The 19,200-nt window shown below is 36.9% G+C and carries 12 protein-coding genes; 4 read left to right on the forward strand and 8 right to left on the reverse strand.

Annotation, left to right across the window (positions count from 1 at the left end; genetic code table 11):
* Positions 1-49 precede the first annotated feature (49 nt).
* The 5 genes from EAH81_RS06230 to EAH81_RS06250 all read right to left on the reverse strand — a co-directional run bounded on the left by EAH81_RS06230 (position 50) and on the right by EAH81_RS06250 (position 8,146).
* The gene (locus EAH81_RS06230; RefSeq protein ID WP_140504911.1) at positions 50-3,106 is read right to left on the reverse strand and encodes a DNA polymerase III subunit alpha; all 3,057 of its coding nucleotides are present in this window, start codon (positions 3,104-3,106) and stop codon (positions 50-52) included.
* A 2-nt stretch (positions 3,107-3,108) separates the two neighbouring features.
* Positions 3,109-4,290 carry a DNA polymerase IV gene (gene dinB, locus EAH81_RS06235; RefSeq protein ID WP_140504913.1) on the reverse strand — a complete coding sequence of 394 codons (1,182 nt, stop codon included), beginning with the start codon at positions 4,288-4,290 and terminating at the stop codon, positions 3,109-3,111.
* A gap of 206 nt (positions 4,291-4,496) precedes the next feature.
* Entirely contained in the window at positions 4,497-6,485 is a 1,989-nt protein-coding gene (gene mobC, locus EAH81_RS06240) for a conjugal transfer protein MobC (RefSeq protein ID WP_140504916.1), read from the reverse strand.
* A 21-nt stretch (positions 6,486-6,506) separates the two neighbouring features.
* A complete protein-coding gene (locus EAH81_RS06245; RefSeq protein ID WP_140504918.1) occupies positions 6,507-7,766 on the reverse strand; it encodes a relaxase/mobilization nuclease domain-containing protein in 1,260 nt (419 codons plus the stop codon).
* Complete coding sequence (locus EAH81_RS06250; protein ID WP_317130489.1) at positions 7,751-8,146, reverse strand: plasmid mobilization protein; 396 nt, start codon at positions 8,144-8,146, stop codon at positions 7,751-7,753. The genes EAH81_RS06245 and EAH81_RS06250 overlap by 16 nt, the downstream gene beginning before the upstream one ends.
* Before the next feature lie 288 nt (positions 8,147-8,434).
* On the opposite strand from EAH81_RS06250, the gene EAH81_RS06255 reads away from it, so the two are divergent.
* The 3 genes from EAH81_RS06255 to EAH81_RS06265 all read left to right on the forward strand — a co-directional run bounded on the left by EAH81_RS06255 (position 8,435) and on the right by EAH81_RS06265 (position 10,787).
* The gene (locus EAH81_RS06255) at positions 8,435-8,725 is read left to right on the forward strand and encodes a hypothetical protein (protein WP_140504921.1); all 291 of its coding nucleotides are present in this window, start codon (positions 8,435-8,437) and stop codon (positions 8,723-8,725) included.
* 204 nt (positions 8,726-8,929) lie between these two features.
* Positions 8,930-10,453, forward strand: coding sequence for a MauE/DoxX family redox-associated membrane protein (locus EAH81_RS06260; RefSeq protein WP_140504924.1), 1,524 nt, complete (start codon positions 8,930-8,932; stop codon positions 10,451-10,453).
* A 79-nt stretch (positions 10,454-10,532) separates the two neighbouring features.
* The gene (locus EAH81_RS06265) at positions 10,533-10,787 is read left to right on the forward strand and encodes a DUF6520 family protein (RefSeq protein WP_140504927.1); all 255 of its coding nucleotides are present in this window, start codon (positions 10,533-10,535) and stop codon (positions 10,785-10,787) included.
* Positions 10,788-10,853: 66 nt separating this feature from the next.
* Here the strand turns inward: EAH81_RS06265 and EAH81_RS06270 are convergent, their stop codons facing one another.
* The 3 genes from EAH81_RS06270 to EAH81_RS06280 are packed head-to-tail and all read right to left on the reverse strand — an operon-like array spanning position 10,854 to position 17,974.
* Entirely contained in the window at positions 10,854-13,517 is a 2,664-nt protein-coding gene (locus tag EAH81_RS06270) for an alpha/beta hydrolase family protein (RefSeq protein WP_140504929.1), read from the reverse strand.
* A gap of 1 nt (position 13,518) precedes the next feature.
* A complete protein-coding gene (locus tag EAH81_RS06275) occupies positions 13,519-14,928 on the reverse strand; it encodes a RagB/SusD family nutrient uptake outer membrane protein (RefSeq protein WP_140504932.1) in 1,410 nt (469 codons plus the stop codon).
* A gap of 13 nt (positions 14,929-14,941) precedes the next feature.
* Complete coding sequence (locus EAH81_RS06280; protein ID WP_140504934.1) at positions 14,942-17,974, reverse strand: SusC/RagA family TonB-linked outer membrane protein; 3,033 nt, start codon at positions 17,972-17,974, stop codon at positions 14,942-14,944.
* Positions 17,975-18,468: 494 nt separating this feature from the next.
* On the opposite strand from EAH81_RS06280, the gene EAH81_RS06285 reads away from it, so the two are divergent.
* Positions 18,469-18,690 carry a helix-turn-helix domain-containing protein gene (locus tag EAH81_RS06285; protein WP_140504936.1) on the forward strand — a complete coding sequence of 74 codons (222 nt, stop codon included), beginning with the start codon at positions 18,469-18,471 and terminating at the stop codon, positions 18,688-18,690.
* Positions 18,691-19,200: the final 510 nt, after the last annotated feature.

Genomic DNA, 19,200 nt, shown 5'->3' on the forward strand with positions numbered 1-19,200 from the left:
ATACTGTAGATAAAGTTTTCTTTTTATGATTTTCAAAAGACTTTATCATTTATAAAATCATTTTGTTTCTAGGCAGATTAATTTCATGTTCCTGCGGATATGGTGCCCGATGTGTCATACTAACGTCTTCACGAATCTGCTGGTGTACTTTATACTGATTATCGCCTGCATTGGAGTAACGCGGGTCAGGGATGAATGGCATTTTTTCCATTTTTATAATGGTTATCGTTGGAAAGTGATAATCAACTTCCACGTTTCCCAGCAGCAGATAACATCCGCCTCCCTGAAATGGATATTTTGCCAGACTGTCCGTAAAATGCGCTGTATCAAAAAACTCCCCTTCAGCATCTATCCAGGTGCCAAAATACATGGCTCCCATTTTAGTCGGGACATGTTTTCGGGATATCAGGTAAGCGAGCATACGTACCATTTTTTTGTGATGTTTTAATAAATCTTTAGCTAGGACATCACCTCTGAATTTAGTTTTAAGTAAATCAAAAGGAGAGCATGAGATAGGAAAACTTAATAATTCAATTTCATCAAATGCATCTTCAAATTCTGAGCGTTCCAATTTCGGAAGTTCATATTCTTTGACAGGCTCCTGAATGAGCATAAGATTTCTGTTTTCAGGTTTGAAGTTGATCAGAATCAGCCTAGCGATTACCAGCAGCTGATTTTTTGTCTTTCCGGTAAAACGGAAAGCCCCTATAAAGATCAGGATCTGAATGCCTTCAATACCAATTGAAATGCGATTGATAAAATCTTCAAGCGATTTGTAATTTCCATTTTTTTCACGCTCGTTCTGTATCATAAAAGCTGTTTTGGATTCCAGACTCTGCAGGTGCATGAAACCCAGATACACATCTGTTCCATATAACGTTGTTTCGAACTCGCTTTTATTTACGCATGGATTATGCACACAAGCGCCTGACATTTTTACTTCATGAACGTACACTTCTGTTCTGTAAAACCCACCCTGATTGTTTATGACCGCTACCATAAATTCTACGGGATAATAAACTTTCAAATAGAGACTCTGATAACTCTCTACCGCATAAGATGCGGAATGGGCCTTGCAGAAAGAATAACCCGCGAAAGATTCAATCTGGCGGTATATTTCTTCACTTAGCCCGAGCGGATGGCCTTTTTCAGCACAGCAGGCAAAGAAATTATCTTTTACTTTTTGCAGTGCCGATTTCGAACGTCCCTTTCCTGACATTGCACGGCGCAGAATATCTCCATCAGCTGCAGGAAGTCCTCCATAATGCAGTGCAATTTTAATTACGTCTTCCTGATAGACCATGATACCGTATGTTTCTCCCAGTTGCTGCTCAAAGACAGGGTGGAAGTATTCAAACTTATCCGGATGATTATGACGGAAAATATATTCCTTCATCATGCCGGACTGTGCTACGCCTGGCCGTATGATGGAAGAGGCTGCAACAAGGGTTTTGTAATTATCACAATTTAAACGGCGAAGCAGCCCCCGCATATCCGGGCTTTCGATGTAGAAACAGCCGATGGTTTTACCCAGTGCTAAGAACTCATTGCACCTGGTCTCATTTTTTGAAATAGCAGTATCACGGATGTTAAGCCTGATGCCCCGGTTTTTTTCAATCAGTTTCACGCTGTCATCAATGTGCCCGATACCACGCTGGCTGAGAATATCGAATTTTTCCAGCCCAATGTCTTCTGCAATATGCATATCAAAAAGCACAATTGGAAAACCTTTAGGAGGCATTTCCAGAGGCGTATAATTGGTAATGGGTTCCTCGGAGATGAGTATACCGCAGGAATGCATACTTCTCTGGTTGGGATACTTCTCTAGAAGCATGCCATATTGCTGCACCTGTTTTACGACCTTATTTGTGGCGTGAAGTTCCATGGGGTTTTTAGCCAATGCATCGAGTTCTTCTTTTGGAAGCCCAAAAACTTTGCCTACTTCACGAAATATGGAGCGGTATTTAAATTCAACATTTGTGCCGCAGAAAGCGACGTGCTCATATCCATAACGTGAAAAAATATACTCTAAAATCGTATCACGTTCTTTCCAGCTCCAGTCAATGTCAAAATCGGGCGGGCTTTTACGGTTGAGGTTTAAAAAACGTTCAAAATACAAGTCAAGTTCCAATGGGCAGATATCTGTAATACCCAAGCAATAGGCAATGATGCTGTTGGCACCACTGCCACGTCCGATATGAAGGAACCCTTGTGAATTACTGAAGCGTATAATATCCCAAGTAATTAAAAAGTAACCGCTGAACTCCAGCTGATCAATTACTTTGAGTTCTTTGAACATACGGGATTTTGCTTCTGCATTATTTTTTCCATAGCGCCACTCCAAACCCTTCTTTGCCAGAGTGGTGAGCAGGTTCATATCATCTTTTCGGTTATTGGTATAAAATTTCTTGTTTTTGGGAGTCTTAAAGTCAAATTCAAAATTGCACTGCTCGATAATTTTTTCCGTGTTTGCGATAATTTCGGGATACTGCCCATAGCAGGATGAGATTCTTTGTATATTGACCATCACTTCTGAATCTCTGCAGAAATCCAAAGGGGTAAGTTTAGATAAAATAACATTCAGGTCAATGGCCCGAAGAATCTTGTGCAGTTCGTATTCCTTTTTGTTTCTAAAGGTTACAGGCTGGAGGATAACCATTTTTTCCTGCCTGTTTTTCCACTCGGACAGAATGAGCTTTTGCAGCTGTTCGGGACGAATGCCGATATATTCATTTTCTTTTAAAGCGGAGGGCGCATTTTCCAAAGGATAGATGATAAAAACATGGTCAAAATCCGGAGCAGAGAGCGGCAGAGTGGTATTGTCAAAATTATGGCGGGTCAGAAAGCGGTTCATTTCAGCCAGCCCATCTGCATTTTTAGCCAGTCCGATGTAACGCAGCTGATTTTCACTGCGGAACTCCATTCCTATAACAGGCTTGATACCTGCAATATTACAGCCTTTTATAAAATCGTAAATTCCAGTTACAGTATTAATATCTGTAAGTGCCATAGCATTAACACCGCAGTTTATCGCATGCTGGATTAATTCCTCAAGGGGAATGGTGCCATATCGCAGGGAATGAAAGGAATGGCAGTTGAGGTACATAACTAGGGTTTACGTTTTAAAATTTCATTTTTAGTATTAGGCTTGAATGAAGCTCCGGCGCATCGCATTACCGCATCAAAGCCATAACGGCTTTTCATTTTGTCCATAGCCTCATAGAGTGCCAGCATTTCTTCGGTATCCTGAAAAAGATCGATCTGGTAAGTTCCGCGAACCAGTCCGCTGAACCGAACTCCGATAAGACGAAGGCGCATTCGGCGCTGGTATAATTTGTCAAAGAGTTCAGTCACGGTTTTAGTGAGAATATAATCGGCAGATGTATACTGAACGCGGCATTGTTTGGTTTCAGTGTCAAAATTAGCATAGCGTATTTTAATGGTAACCGTTGAAGCCAGCCACTGTTCTGACCGGAGTTGAAAAGCCAGTTTTTCCACCATTCCCAGGATTACTCTTTTTAGTTTATCAATATCAATAGTATCCTGAGTGAAAGTATGCTCTGTGGATATGGATTTTCTCTCGGTGTAGGGTTCAACAGGATTATTATCAATGCCGTTGGATTTTTTCCATAATTCAATTCCGTTCTTTCCGATCATCTGCTGGAGTACCTCACATGGCATTTTAGAAAGGGTTTCAATAGTTCTGATCCCTATCCTTGACAAGAGCTGAAAAGTTTTATCCCCAACCATTGGTATTTTTTGGACAGACAGCGGATTTAAAAACTGCTGCACCATTTCTGGGGGAATCTGCAGGTTCTGCTTTTGTTTGCCTTCCCCTGTACCGATTTTGGAAACGGTTTTATTAATTGAAAGGGCAAATGTAAGCGGGAGACCTGTTTCCTTTGTAATGGTCTGGGCAAGTTCATTTGTCCACTTATAGCTTCCATGGAATTTATCCATACCGGTAATGTCCAAATAAAATTCATCTATACTGGCTTTTTCCACAACGGGAGCTTTTTCCTGAATAATTTCCGTGATGCTATGAGAAAGCTGAGAGTATAATTCCATATCTCCTTTCATTACCTTAGCTTGAGGACAGAGACGAAGCGCCATCTGTATCGGCATTGCGGATCGGACTCCGAAGCGGCGTGCCTCGTAAGAGCAAGATGCTACAACCCCTCTGTCTCCGCCTCCAATAATAAGCGGTATGCCGTTTAATTCTGAATTTGTGAGCCTTTCGCAGGACACGAAAAACGTATTCATATCAATATGTACAACCGATCTTTCCATAATCTTCTCATTTTTATACAAGTCAAAATTAGCATAGATCGTAACATTTAATAGGTATTAATATGTTCTAATTTATAACAAAAAATGTTAATCAATATTTTCTGACGCTATGAATACCCGTAAAAACTGAAATACTGTAGAAATTAACCTAAAAGAAAAAATGTAAAGTATTTATTTTTTAATGTGTTTTTTCTTAATTAAGGAATTTAGGAATCTTTTTTTATGATTAAATGAGACAGCGCAGGATTATTAATTAAACGCTCCATTTCGGCATGCATAATATCCTGAACATCCTGTTTAATCTGCATGTAATTTCGCTGTACCATGATACTGTCAATTTTACGGATTATGGGAATGTCCTGATAATTATCCTGTTCTTTTTTAAGCGCATCATGATTGTTTATAATTTCGGAATGAAAAGTTTTCAGCTCGATTTTACAATCAGGATTGTCGGCTACAATCCCAACAAATTCCCCGGAACTTAAAGAGGAAATTTTGGAAGGGGGTACGGCAGATTCCAATTGTTTGGAACGGCTGATTGAAGTGTCTGCACTATTGATTGAAAGGCTTTCGCGATCCTGCATAATTTTTCCAAATCGTTCGGAAAGCTGTTTGGCTGTATCACCGGTGACCTGACCGCTTATGATGTTTCCGGTAATATTTAAGATCACATCCGCCTGTTCGCGTCCATAGTCTTTTCTAAGCTGGCTGAAGTCCTGAATTCCCAAACAGGTCGCTACTTTATTGCTTCTTGCCGTAGCAATTAAGCTGTCCATATTGTTAAGATAAATTGTTGGAAATTCATCAAATATCAGACTGCTTTTCAGTTTTCCTTTTTGATTGACCTGCTTGATTAAGCGGCTTACATAAAGTGATAAAACAGCGCCATAAGTTTGTATTTTCTGGGGGTTGTTTCCCATGGATACAATCTTAGGCTCAAGCGGGTTATTGATGTCCAAAGTAAAGTCATTGCCTGAAAGTACATAGTAAAGCTGCGGGGAAGAGAGCCTTGCCATGGAAATTTTGGCAGAGGCAATCTGACCCTCAAGCTGCTCACTGACATCCTTAAGGTAAGCGCTGAGAAATGGATTGATCAGCACTTCAATCTCTTTTTCTGTTCTCAGCAGTGTAAAGAGACTGTCGTAATCCAGCTGCATGAGTTCAATAACGTGCGGAAGGGTGCAGAATTCCCCGTCATTATATTTTCGTAAATACCATATTATAGCAGTCAGAAAATTGATAGGGGATTCCACAAAAAAGTCACCCTGTTTTTTAATCCATTCCCGGTTGAGTCCAAGCAGAATAGTTCTTGCTGATTCTGCTGCATCGGTTATGTCGGTCATCGATTCAGGATACAGAGGGTTGCACCTGTGGGTGCGGCTTAAATCATCGAAATTAATCATGTAAAATTTGGGTTCAACTGCATAAAGATGCCGGTATTTCAGCCAGGTATTATAGGCAATGATCGTCAGGTCAGCGAATTTAAAATCGTAAACGAACATGCTGAATCCCTTTTGAATATGCTGGGTAATAACATGGCGAATTACAAAATAAGATTTTCCGGAACCGGGTGTTCCTGGAACTAGAAGCGATCGAAAAGGATTGATAATATTAATCCAGCTGTTTCGTACTTTATCTTTTAAATGGTAACGAGCCGGAAGGTTAACGGAGTATTCGTTTTCTATAAGCCTTTCTTCCTGTGGGAAAGTTTCATTTTCTTTGTTGAAAATATCTTTATGATTTAATTTTCTACTGATAATTCTTGAGAGAAGCGTACCTCCGGAAAGTATCATCAGATATCCTATCGAAGTGGATATAATATAACCTATAATTTTAAAAACAGGACTAAGAACTGTCAGCAGAAACAGGTAACTGATAAAATACAAAATCAGTCCTGCCAGGATGTAATATAATGCCGTTTTGAATTGCAGCTTTTCATCTTTTTTTCCTTTTGCACCGAGTAATGAAATGAGCAGTAAACCCAAGGCAAAAAACTTTGTTTTATGAAAATTACTGAAAATCCCTGTATTGTAAATGTTGTGTAAAATCTTATCGCTAAATGGGCTGACCAATTCCCAATATTTAAAAACCGAATAACCGAAATAATAGAAGTGAATACTCAAAAGCATTATGCTTATGAGCCTTGTCATATCTAAAATTTTTCTAAGTGCCTGATCATTTTCTCCTGTCTGCATAGCCATGGCTTTAGTGTTTAATTAATCGTCGGACTGTCCTTTTCTTTTTCTTTTTTTTCGTCTACCTTTTAAACTGGCGGGAATATATTCAGATGCATATTCAGGCTGTAAAACGCTGTCAATTATATTTTGTAATTCAAGCTCAGAAATAAAAGCAGGATTTTTAGTTCCTTGTTCCTTCTGTATTTTGTTTTCATAATTATTTCCGTCAGGTTTTACCCTTACATTACCGCACCTTTCCAGCATTGCTTTTGCTGCATACTGAACCCCCAAAACGCTGCCATTAAAAACGCATTTAGTAGTATGGTCTACATATGTAATTCCATAAATCAAACGTTGAGAGCTTTGTCTGTAAATTACAGCGATACCTTCTTTTAGTAATTTTTTTTCCAGCTCGTCAAGGTTTATATTGCTGTTTTTTAAAAATGCCATATCAATACTGTTTCGGACTCTTTTCATGTCAGGAATCCGGTTTTTTTTATTGGCTTCAAATTTTTGTTCAAGAGCCTTCAAAGTAGGCCTGAAATGAAAGCTGCTTGCTTTTATAGGAACTCCGATTGGTTTTTTGTCAGCATTAATAATCTGGTATAACAGTCCCTTATGAAGAAACATTTTAGAATCCTCTTTTCCCTGCAGAACAGAAACATTGTACAGGTTCAATACTGCATTTAATTCTCCAAGGGTGGTAAATTTATAATGCGGTATTACAGCATTTAAAATACCCGCGATTGCTTTTTTTGAATCTGAGTTGCCATAATTGATTTTAAGAACATTCACTGGTTTTAAATCTATTGCGGTTGTCTTTTTTTTACTTTCTGCACGTACTAAATTAAATTGTGTTTCAATTTCTTTTCGTGCTGTTTCCGACTGATTTTTTCCAATGTTCTGCATGTCTATTCTGCTGCCGTCTGCCTTTACTTTTATCGAAACAATATGGATGTGCGGATGTCCGGCATCATGGTGCTGATAAACTAAATATGGCTGATCCCCAAAACCAATTTTATCCATATAAGTGCCGGCAATTTCCATGAGTTTTTCCTTTGATAATTCTTTTTCTGAAGGATCAAAATTCAGCGATATATGCACACTGTTTCGGGTAACATTTTCATTGAGTTCAAGTAGTTTTAAAAACATGTTAAGTTTAACACTTGCATTCATATCCTGCACGTCCATTGGATAATTTCCTTCTCCAATGCACTGGGCAGCACCAACGGAAACTTTGTTCTCATTATAATTGAAAATAGCTCTAATGGAGCGCCCTGTATTTATGACTGCAACCATTTTTCAGAGAGATTTTCAATATGTTTTTTTATTTGGTTTATGGAATTAAAGAGTACTTTTTTTTCTATTTCATAAACCATAATCCAATGTTTAAATTCTGAAGTTTGTACAAGGGTGTGAAGCTTTTTAACTGCCTGATTGAAGTTGTTTCCAATACCATTTAAATCTTTTTTAAGTAGTATGAGTTCACTCATTAATTCATCGAGTGATTCGTTTCGATATTTCAAAACCACAGGTTTCTGCAGCAGATTTTTTCTGGCATACTCGCTCAGTTTTCTGCAGGTTGATTTGCCAAACTGCTTCTGCAATATTTCATATTCGGCGCTAGTCAGTCTAAGATGCAGCCATCTGGTTCTGTTTTTGTTTTCTTCTTCCATCATTTATCTTTTTCATTTTACAAACTATTTTCTTTCTGGTTTCACCGCCAACGAGTTCCGAGTAAAAAGGCGGCAAGATATCGGTTGTGATACAACCGGACATCTTGCAGATTGCAGGAACGTGGCAATCCTTAAGAGCCTTAATAAATTTTCAGACTATTTTCAAATATCAATACGAATTTACGTAAGAGGAGTCAATACAGCCCATCACAGGTAAATTATACTTATGATGCTTTGCTGATGCATTCTTAACTTTAAACTTTGATTTATTAATTTAAAAATGCTGAAATTATGATTACAAAAAATGAAGTAGCTAAGGTATTTGATACTATTATGAGTATCCCTGGCATGAGTGAGCCCGTGAAGATTGATTTGAAAATTTCGCGAAAAAATGTATTGTTATTAAGTCACTTTATAGAACAGGGACTGCTGTTGGAAAAAGATGCTTCGAGTCTTATGGGAAGTGTAAGCCAAGAAGGATTAACAGATCTAAAAAATGTCTCGCAGGAGTGTCTTCAGAAAGCTGGTTTGGTTGAACTAAACCAGAAGTTATTTACATTGACCGAAGCTTGTAAATCATAATTTAAGTTTCGAAAATAAAAATGCTTTATGGATACTATGTTATTTTATAAAGCATTTTTTTTGCCTACTTAGGATTTGAAAAATTGCCTGTTTTGGAAATATTTTGGCTTGTTTTTGATACTCTTCCATAAGATAAGCTACACTAAATTTGTTGATATATAATATGAATATAATTGATACTCATCAATAGAAAAAACTTCCATTATGAAATTAAAAACCAGTTTTAGAAGTATTGTTATTGAAGTAATATCTTTTTTACTTGTACTTTTATTTGTCTATGCGGCACTGAGTAAGTTGCTTGATTTTGAAAATTTCCAAGTACAACTTGGACAATCTCCTTTATTAAATCAATTTGCCGGAGAAATTTCATGGACAGTCCCGTTGTTTGAAATTATTGCTGCTATCTTATTGAGTATTCCAAAATTTAGAAATGCAGGTCTTTTACTGTCGTTTACACTTATGGTTTTATTCACGGCTTATATTTATTTCATTTTAAATTATAGCCCTTTTGTACCCTGTTCATGCGGCGGAATATTAGAGAAAATGGGATGGAAGGAGCATTTTATTTTTAATTGTTTTTTTATTCTCTTAACAGTCACGGCAATTTTATTATTGTATGTAAAAGAAAACAAAACCAGAAATCAAATTTTATTTATTGGTTTTGCCTTGACTATACTTGCTTTTTCGGGAGTTGGTACGCTGGAATTTCTTTTAAAGATTAGTGAAAACAAACGATTTCAGCGTAATAATTTTGTGAGGATGTTTCCACCGGTTGCTGTAAAAAAAGAAACAAGTTTTGATTTAAAATACAACTCATATTATTTGGCCGGAACAGATAATAATTGTGTTTATCTCGGCAATACTACAGCGCCTTTACTGGTTCTTCAATTAGACAGTATACTTAAAAAAAGCATTAGACATAATATTATTCTTCCAAATAACAAAGTAAACTTTGATGGTATGCAGCTTCGAATCAGTAGCAGCAGCTTTTACCTAATAAACGGTGCTATCCCATTCGTATATAAGGGAACAACAGCAGACTGGAAGGCTCATTCGAAAATGATAAAAGGTCTAAAATTTTCCATTGCGGAAGTTATCGATTCAACGAACATTGTTTTTAGGAGTCTGTCTGATAAAAAAAATGAAAATATCCTTGGAACAATAAATTTTTCAGACAGTACAACAGTAAAATTAAAATATCATCCAGAACTGCTGCAAAAACAAATTGATGGCGTATTTGATACCGATGGAGCGATGCATTACAGTGGGAAACTTAAAAAATTTGTATATATCTATTATTACAGAAACGAGTTTATTGTAACTGATGATAATCTGAATTTAGACTACAGAGGAAATACTATTGATACAACCTCAAGAGCAAAACTCAAAGTGCGTTGGCTAAAAAGAAAAAATGAAAAAAAATTGGCAGAACCAGCATTAACAGTAAATCGAACAAGTGCCATTTATCAAAATTTGCTTTTTGTAAATTCCAGCCTTCCTGGAAGACATGAATCTTTAGTAATGTGGAAAGATGCAAGTATTATTGATGTATATGACATTGAAAGCAAATTATATCTAATGAGTTTCTATATCTACAATGAGAACGGAAGACAGCTAAGTACTTTTATAGTAGAGGGAAGCAGGCTTTATGCATTAATTGGAAACTCTATTGTAAGTTACCGCCTTGGAAGTACAATACGTACTTACATGAAACAAAATTCAAAATAATACCGGCCGGTATACAGGGGTAAGATCGAAAACCTGTAGAAAAGAGTAGATCATTTTTTTAATTTTAATATTTATTACCATGAAAAATTTAGTAAAAATTATCATGCCGGTAGGAGCCTTTATTTTGGCTTCTGCAGGAGCGGTAAGCACAAATGCAGGAAGTTCAAAAAGTACTGCTGACATACAAGGCTACAACCGCAATTCGTTGACTGAGCCTTGTGAGGAAGTGAGATTGTGTAATAATCAGGGAACTCAAATTTGTACTCTTGCCGGTGATCAGGCATTTGAGCAAGTAGGAGCAAACTGTTCAAAAGTACTTTATCACAAAAATTAGTTTTCATGATTATTAATCTCCCTTTTAGAGGGTAATGCAGGTCTGCTATAGACCTGCATTATTTTATTATTTTGTTCCGCCTGATATCCAATTAATTGGTTTTCCTTTTAAATAATAATCAAACCATTCCTCTGTTCTACGACTAAGATCAATTTGATGTGATTTATTGCTTATAATATGGGCATCGCCTGGATAAATCAGCATAATTTGTTTTTTATTATTTCTCTGTAATGCTAAATAGAAAGCAATACTTTGACTGTAATGAATCTGACTGTCTTGCTCACCAGTCCATAACAGTAATGGTGTTTTTACTTTGTCGGCAAATTGTACTGGTGAGTTCCGATCGTAACCTGCTTTATCTTCAAAAAAAGATTTTTTCATACGGTTCTGCTGATCTTCATAGCGCCAGATCTCGGCCTTTCCCCAATTCCATCCAATTGAAAAATAATGTCCTGTAAAATCTCCGATTCCTGCTCCTGAGACAGCCGCTGAAAATAAATCTGTCTGCGTTATTATGAAGTTGGCTTCATAACCGCCAAATGAATGTCCCATAAGTCCGATTTTGGCGGGATCGACAAGTTTTCTGTGAATTATTTCCTTTACTGCAGAGACTGTACAGTCGGTGGCAGAGAGTCCAGGATTACCAATTTCATAATTGATATCCGGTATTAAAACAAAGTAGCCCTTGGAAGTCAGATTTGCAACATTTAGTCCAATGTCCAACAAAAGTGATGGGTTATAATATTTATGTAACTGGTTAGGCCATTTCTCATAAATATGAACAATCATTGGATATTTTTTTTCGCTGTCATAATGTGCGGGATAGTAAAGAACACTGTTTATTTTCTGATTTTTTGAATTCCTATATTCGACTGATTCAGATTTCCCCCATAGGTAATTATAATGTTGTGGATTACTTCGGATTAAAACTTTTTCATCTTCTCCATTTATATTTTTTAATATTAAGCATGGAGGCCTGTCAAAGTCTTCTTCTATATAAATGTAGAGATCATTTTTTTCTGCCTTATTAAGGAATGATACAAGACTTTTTTTCCAAGCAATTGGCTGTAAATTCTGTTTTGCGTTTAGTATATAATATCCATTATCTGTATTGCTGCTAGCTTCTATAAGAAGATGATCAGGGTCTAAAGTAAGTCCCGTTATTCCATCGAAATTTCTCGTGCCAATCAGATCACTTCCCAATCTTTTGACCCTGTAGTAAATATTTTTTTCCCTGCCGGATGTAATTTTCTGCCGGGTTTTTCCATCTGAACTTATTTTCCAGATATCATATTTATCCCTGATAATAATATCCCTATCATTGGCAGTCCATCCCTGAAATCCGACCGGAAGAGTTTGTATTACCTCAGATTCATACAAGTCATTATTTTTATCAGCTGTCAGATTAATGTGGCTATCATTTTCAAAGTTATATATCCACCAATTTCTATCCCTGAAATAAGTCGCATATCTGCCAGTGGGAGATATAATCAGATCGCCAGAGTTCCTGTTTTGATTCTCTAGCCATAATTTAGTTAAACCCGTAGAAAGATTGGTTATGTAAAAATTAGTATTTGGATATTCTTTATGCTGCAGTCCAAGCTCGGAAGGATTAAAAGTAATAGCATACTTTTGATTACCGTTGAGTAGCACATACGGACGCTCATCGTTTGCCACGGCAAGTACCCGGTTTTCTTCAGGTTCCCATAATGTTAATTTGGATAAGATTTCATAATTGCGATATTCTTTGCGATACGGATAGAGAAGGCTGTCATTGCCGTTCCATATTTGAACTTTGTCTGCATCATATTGATCTGTTGGCACCTTCTTTTCTACGCCAAAAAAAATCTTACTGCCGTCATCTGAGATGGTAAGTTTACTCTGGTGCGTATCAGAAATACGATTTTCTTTTGATATATCAGACGTAGATTCAGGATCTAGATAATGCATTTTTTTATTACTTAGCTTATAATAATATATACTATTGTTTTGTCCATTTTTTTTATCTAAGGTATGCTGTAAAAAGGCAAAACTTTGGCTGTTTTCCTGCCATACCATATGCGAAAACATCCCTTTAGGGCTGTCAAAAATTACTTTTTTATCGATAGTTTTTCCAAACGTAAATAGAATCATTTGACTGCTTTGTCCTTCTGAAAAAGAACAAAGTGCCATGTTTCGAGTCGGATTAAAAACTATTCGATGGATTCCTGATATACTGTCAGCGATGATTCCATTCCGATATCTAATATCCAGCCATCTGACGTTGGATGATTTTCGCTGGGTAATAAGAAAATTGCCGTTTGCACTAAAATTAAAAGTATTTACCTCTTTGATCAATTTCCTAGTACCCTTTTTTAAGTCAATTATTTCCAGGCCTTTGCCGGGAATTACAGATGCAAAGTCAGTTTCCTTATTAAAATATCCAGTGGTGCTTAAAAGTTTATAAGTAAACGACGAAGAAGCGTTTCGAACAAACAGAGTATCTGGATGTTCATCATATGCCATTCTGTAGCTAACCCAGTTTCCGTATTCGGAAATTTTATCGAAATACAAATTTCCCCATAAGTGATAGTCTTTTTCTGTCACAGGAGTTTTAAGAATTGTCTGAGCAGAAATTGTTTCAGCTTTAAATATTAAAAAAATACAGAAAGACAATGCAGCAAATCGCTTGACGACTCTCCGAGCAATAAAAAGGGCTTCTTTTTTATTTAAGATGTATAATGATTTCATTTTAATAACCTGGATTTTGAGGAGTTAAAAATGGATTTGTTAACAGCTCGGACTGTGGAAGAGGCCAAAGGGAATCAGTGGAATTCCACCCGGTTTTATAGTTAAGTGCTGAATCAAGTTTTCCAGTCCGCTTTAAATCAAAAAAGCGATGACCATACTCGGTAAAAAGTTCGAATCTGCGCTCTTGTATAACAGCATCAATAATTTGATCAGCCGTAACAGCATCCGAATTAGGAAGCCCCGCTGTGTTCCTTATTTTATTTAAATCTTCTTTTGCACCTATTAGATTACCCTGATGTGCCCGTGCTTCTGCTCTGATTAGATATTGTTCAGCTGTACGAAATACAATGGAGTATTCCACTGAAGAACCTGTATCTGAATCCTCCTTGTATTTATAGCTATGATACCAGATATCGGTGCCGTCAGTAACTGCCTTTATCCAATGGCTTTTTCTAAGATCATTTGCAGCGAAGGACTCCAACAACGTGTTTGAAAGCGCAACAAGAGATGGCGCGGCGGAAGGAAATATAAATGCTGCACCCTCATGTGTGTTCTTTCCATTGTAATCAGGTGATAATTGCCATATAGTTGCGGTGCTTTCTTTAAGAAAAACAGCATCAAGATCATTTTCCCAAACATAAAGTGATTGATTATTTAAAACCGCAGAGGCCATATTGGAAGCCTTATCCCATTGCTGAGTATATAAGTAAACCCTGGCTAGGAGCGCCTGTGCTGTGGATTTGTTAGGACGGACCCGTTCAGAGGTAACATAATCCTGCGAGAGTAAATCTACCGAGGTAAGAAGGTCTTCGATTATTTTACTATAGACTTCACTAATGGGTATTCGCGTAATTGTACTGTTTACTTTGTAATCTGTTGATGTAACATAAGGCACACTGCCAAATAGATTTACCAGATAAAAATGATTTAGTACGCGTACAAAAAGGGCCTCTCCTTTTAATTGGTTCTTATCTCCAGCTGTCAGAACTGTAGAATTATCCAGGCCACCCAAGACTGCATTTGCAGCATATATTTGATTATAAGATGCATTCCATTGGGACAGGATAAGTGCATTCGAGGGTAAAACTGAATTATTGTAAAAAGGTTCAGAGGAGTAGGCCCCGTTTTCATACGCTACTAATTCATCGGTATAATTTCCCATCAGATTACTGATGCCTGCTAATTTTCCTGTAATAATGCCGTTATCTCGCATTTGAGCATAAATGTCGGTCATTGCTGCTGTGGCGGTGGCTTTACTTTCAAAGACCGCATCAGTTGTTAGCTGGGAGTTAGGCTCTTCTATATCCACGAAACTGTCACAGCTAAAAAGGGTAAAGAAAGATATAGTGATCATTAAAGCGCTTAAAATATTTCGATCTAATTTTTTTGAGATAATTGTATTTTGGTTCATAATTCTAAATTTATTAAAATGTGAATTGAAATCCTGCAGCTATTATTCGCAGAGGAGGCAGGAATCCGGCATCTTTGAATTCAGGATCGGCACCTTTGTAAGATGTTATGGTAATTAGATTCTGTGCCTGCAGTGAGATACGGCAGTTCATTATTTTAAACCACTTTGAAGCCAGATCATAAGAGAGCGAGATGTTTTTAAGGCGGATGTACGAAGCATCGCTTACAGCCCCGTCGCTTTCAGCAAAATACTCACTGGCCTGCATTGCCTTTTGATTTGTACCGCTTGTAAAGATTTGATATGGAACTATATCTCCGGTCTGTGACCAGCTATCTACTATTTCTGAGGGCTGATTGCGCAAGGTCCCGGCGTATCCTTGTGTGCTTGCAAAATTAAAATTGAGTTGTTTTACAAACTGAAAAAGAAAATTCAGCTGCCATCCTTTATAAGTAAATTGATTCTGTAGTCCGCCAAAATATTTAGGGCTTAAATTGCATGGAGTCTGCCTGTCATCTGCATAAGTAATTTGCCCGTCGCCATTTACGTCTTCAAATTCATATATTCCGGTCTGAGGATTTACACCTTTAGAATGGAAAAGTTTTCGAATTGTAATGGGCTGCCCGACGATATAGTCATTTTTGTAAGGCGATATTTCAAGTCCAGGGAAAGACAATAATTTGTTTTTGGCAATAGAGAGATTAAACTCTGTTGTCCAGTTAAAATTTGGTTTCTGAATGTTTACAGATCTTAAAGTAAATTCAAAACCGCTGTTTTGTACTTCTGCATCAAGATTTGATTGAATAGAGTTAAATCCTGTAGTTCCAGGCAAGGGCATTCCCACAAGCTGGCTTGAAGAACGGTTTTGATACCAAGCCGTAGTAAACATGATTCGGTCTTTTAAAAAACCAAGTTCGAGTGCAACTTCAAGTTTTTTATTGGTTTCCCATCCAAAATCAGGATTATAAAGACGAAGCGGCATTAGTCCATTGCTATTTTGATAATGATAACCAGAAGAGGAGTATGTATCCAAAAATTGATAATCCCCGATTTGATCATTCCCGCTTGTTCCATAACTTCCCCGGAGTTTTCCAAAACTTAGAAACGGAAGATAATCCTGTACGGCTTTTTCCTTGCAAAAAAGCCACGCTGCTCCGATAGCTCCAAATAAGGCAAATTGATTGCCGGGTCCAAATCTGCTTGAACCGTCTCTTCGACCTGTCAGATTGAGTATGTATCGATTATAAAGTATATAATTGAATCTGCCGTAGAAGGCTTGATATTTGTAGTTTATCGTTTCATTATTTTCAACAGAAAGATAAGATGCCGAAGCCAGATCATAAATCAGGCTATTGCTTGAAAAACCTGAAGCTTCCTGTATTACGGTTTTGGTCTGCTGATTTTGAAAGGTACCACCAAGCAGTACATTAATTTCTGATGCACCAAAAGAAGTGTTCCAGTCTAACTGCGGTTCAATTATTGTGGATTGCCTTCCAATAGTATTTAAAAAAATGGATGAATATTCACTACCGTAATTAAAAGAGGGATTATACATGGTAGAAGGAGAGGTACGACTTGCATCACTATTAAGATTTGTAAATCCAAGACTGGTTTTAAAATCTAGTCCTTCGGCAATTTCAAATGTTAGGACCGTGTTGGCAATCAGATCGTATGTGGCGTTTTTATTTTTGCCTTCCAAATTTGCAAGTGGGTTCTGCCATGTGTTGTTTTCCCAGTTCAAATTCCCATTTTCATGATATAATGACGGCGCATTTGGTGCCAGATTTCTAGAAATTAAAGTAAAGTCAGTCCACGGAAGTTCGTTTTTTTGAGCAGTATACCCAGCAGAAAAATTTAAACGGAATTTGTTGTTTTCGGATTTATGATCGAGTGCAAGATGTGCGCCTGCTTTCTTGTATAAAAACGTGCCGGGAAATACGGTTGATTCTGTTCTGTAATTACCACTAATTAAAAAATGCGTCTGTTCAGATCCACCACTGATGCTTAGCTGATTGCTCAGTATTTCGGATGTTCCGCCTGTGAGTTCTTTTTGCCAGTCTGTATATCGGGTCTGGTCCCATTTACCATTTACATCGTAAGCGCGTGATGGATATTTGGTTATGCCGTCATTGGCAAATGCCTGTTTACGCATTTTGATATATTGCTCCGTGTTCATCAGATCTAGCATTCTGGTAACCTTTCCGGATCCATTGGAAGTTGTAACTACAAAAGAAGTTTTTCCTGACTTGCCTTTTTTCGTAGTAATTAATACCACACCATTCGCACCCCGTGAGCCATAGATTGCGGTGGCATCAGCATCTTTAAGTATTTCCAGACTTTCGATATCATTTGGATTAATACTGTTCAGCGGACTGTTCTCACCTGGAATTGTTGTTGAGGTTTGGTTATAGCTTAACGGATCAGAGGAATATGGAACACCATCAATAATATACAAAGGGGTATTGCCGTTCGTCCGAAGACTGTTTGTGCCCCTAATATTTATTGAAAAGCCTCCACCAGGAACCCCTGTTTCCTGAACAACATCAACGCCTGCCATTCTACCCTGCAGGGCTGCTAGTATATTTGAGACGGGCTGTTTTTCTATGTCTTTAGAAGATATTTTGGCAATACTTCCCGTACGCTCGCTTTCTTTGACCGAATAGTAGCCGGCATTAATTTTAACTTCCTGCAATGTAGTGGTATCATATTCAAGATTTACATTGACCAATTTCTGTCCTCGAATAGGGATAGAAACTTTTTTTAAGCCAATAAAATAAAATACTAAAGTGTCATTAGGAGATGCTGAAATAGAATACTGCCCACTATAATCTGAGATGGCTGTCGAATTTTGTTTGTTTTTTACAGTAATAGTTACGCCGGGCAGTGGATTTTTGCCATCGGTAATAGTTCCTTGGACTTGATGTAGTTGAAAATTAATATTATTCCGAGCTGGATACTTAGCATAAACAGATGAAAAAGACAATAGAATGCCAATAAAAATTAGGCAATAAAGAGCTTTCCCATCCTTGTAAAATGAAAAATTATTCATAATATTGGGATTGGTTAGTTAAAGTGATTTGATTAGCTACGGTCCTCTATGTTAGTTTGGCGACGAGATAGAGGGCCATTTTTTATGCATTAAGTAAACGGCTTAATGATCATAAGAGAGATTTATTATAGCACAGGCAGAAATTTTTAATAGGTTCAACTACGAGTGCGAAACTTTAAAACAGCAGGAAGTATTGCTATGAATTTAAGATGACTGATTAAAAAAAGGCGCAGAACTCATCTTATCGCTTTCAAGGCACTGGCGGCGCCCTACCACAAATAAGTGAGCCCACGCCCTAAAGCGTGAGCATCATACTTATCCTCTCGTGGTATATAAAACGCCAGTTTTTGAAAACGAGATTCAAAGCGAATGCTTCAAATATTTTTTATGAAGAATCGCAAATATATTAATTCAAAAGCAAATATAACAAAATAATCTGAATTTCGGATTTTAATCCGAATTATTTTGAAGTATAAAAAGTTACTTTGTTATATATGAAGGATAAGAATCGTTTAATCGTTGATTACATTGCGCGTGAGTGGGCTGCAAAAGCCAAATCTCAAAGCGCATTTGCTAGTGAACATAATATTGACGAAAAGACAGTTCGGAATATAAAATATAATAAAGATTATACTATTAGTTTAAAAACCTTGGTACGAATTTGTGAGGCAAGAGAAATAAAGCTTTATGAATTTTTCAAATTAATAGATGTATAGGCAACTATTAGTTAAATTGTTTTTATACAAGAAATTTGCATATTATTTTTATCAAAATAGAATATATGCACTTTAAGAAAATGGATATAAAGCAAAACAATATTATTTAAACAAAAAGCCCTCCAGAAAACTGAAAGGCCAATTAAGTAAAAAGTAAAGGATGAATTTATTTTTTCGATTCTTCAATATTATCAAAAGATATTGATAATATTGAAAATCAGAAGAAATAAATTATCACAAGTAGATAAACATTTTATTTCAAAACATCCTGACTATACAGGATAACTGTTGATAATCTTGTTTTGATAATCTTCATATATTGATTAGTGGTTACAATGTTGTAGCCACTAAATCAATTAGATATGAATTCAAAACCAATCGATGAGCTGATCCAATCATGCTTGCAGTCTTTAAATGAGACTAGTTACAACAGAGAAGTTACCATGGCGCATAAAAGGCGTTTTACCTTGCTTAAAAGCTTCATGGTTATACACTCAAAAGACCTTTATT

Source organism: Flavobacterium pectinovorum (assembly GCF_006438875.1).
GTDB classification, from domain to species: Bacteria; Bacteroidota; Bacteroidia; order Flavobacteriales; family Flavobacteriaceae; genus Flavobacterium; species Flavobacterium pectinovorum_A.

What these genes read in the sequence shown, in the direction of transcription:
- EAH81_RS06245 (WP_140504918.1), bottom strand. Translation starts at nt 7,766, where the DNA reads ATGGTTGCAGTCATAAATACAGGGCGCTCCATTAGAGCTATTTTCAAT.
- EAH81_RS06250 (WP_317130489.1), bottom strand. Translation starts at nt 8,146, where the DNA reads ATGATGGAAGAAGAAAACAAAAACAGAACCAGATGGCTGCATCTTAGA.
- mobC (WP_140504916.1), bottom strand. Translation starts at nt 6,485, where the DNA reads ATGCAGACAGGAGAAAATGATCAGGCACTTAGAAAAATTTTAGATATG.
- EAH81_RS06285 (WP_140504936.1), top strand. Translation starts at nt 18,469, where the DNA reads ATGAAGGATAAGAATCGTTTAATCGTTGATTACATTGCGCGTGAGTGG.
- dinB (WP_140504913.1), bottom strand. Translation starts at nt 4,290, where the DNA reads ATGGAAAGATCGGTTGTACATATTGATATGAATACGTTTTTCGTGTCC.
- EAH81_RS06260 (WP_140504924.1), top strand. Translation starts at nt 8,930, where the DNA reads ATGAAATTAAAAACCAGTTTTAGAAGTATTGTTATTGAAGTAATATCT.
- EAH81_RS06265 (WP_140504927.1), top strand. Translation starts at nt 10,533, where the DNA reads ATGAAAAATTTAGTAAAAATTATCATGCCGGTAGGAGCCTTTATTTTG.
- EAH81_RS06280 (WP_140504934.1), bottom strand. Translation starts at nt 17,974, where the DNA reads ATGAATAATTTTTCATTTTACAAGGATGGGAAAGCTCTTTATTGCCTA.
- EAH81_RS06230 (WP_140504911.1), bottom strand. Translation starts at nt 3,106, where the DNA reads ATGTACCTCAACTGCCATTCCTTTCATTCCCTGCGATATGGCACCATT.
- EAH81_RS06270 (WP_140504929.1), bottom strand. Translation starts at nt 13,517, where the DNA reads ATGAAATCATTATACATCTTAAATAAAAAAGAAGCCCTTTTTATTGCT.
- EAH81_RS06275 (WP_140504932.1), bottom strand. Translation starts at nt 14,928, where the DNA reads ATGAACCAAAATACAATTATCTCAAAAAAATTAGATCGAAATATTTTA.
- EAH81_RS06255 (WP_140504921.1), top strand. Translation starts at nt 8,435, where the DNA reads ATGATTACAAAAAATGAAGTAGCTAAGGTATTTGATACTATTATGAGT.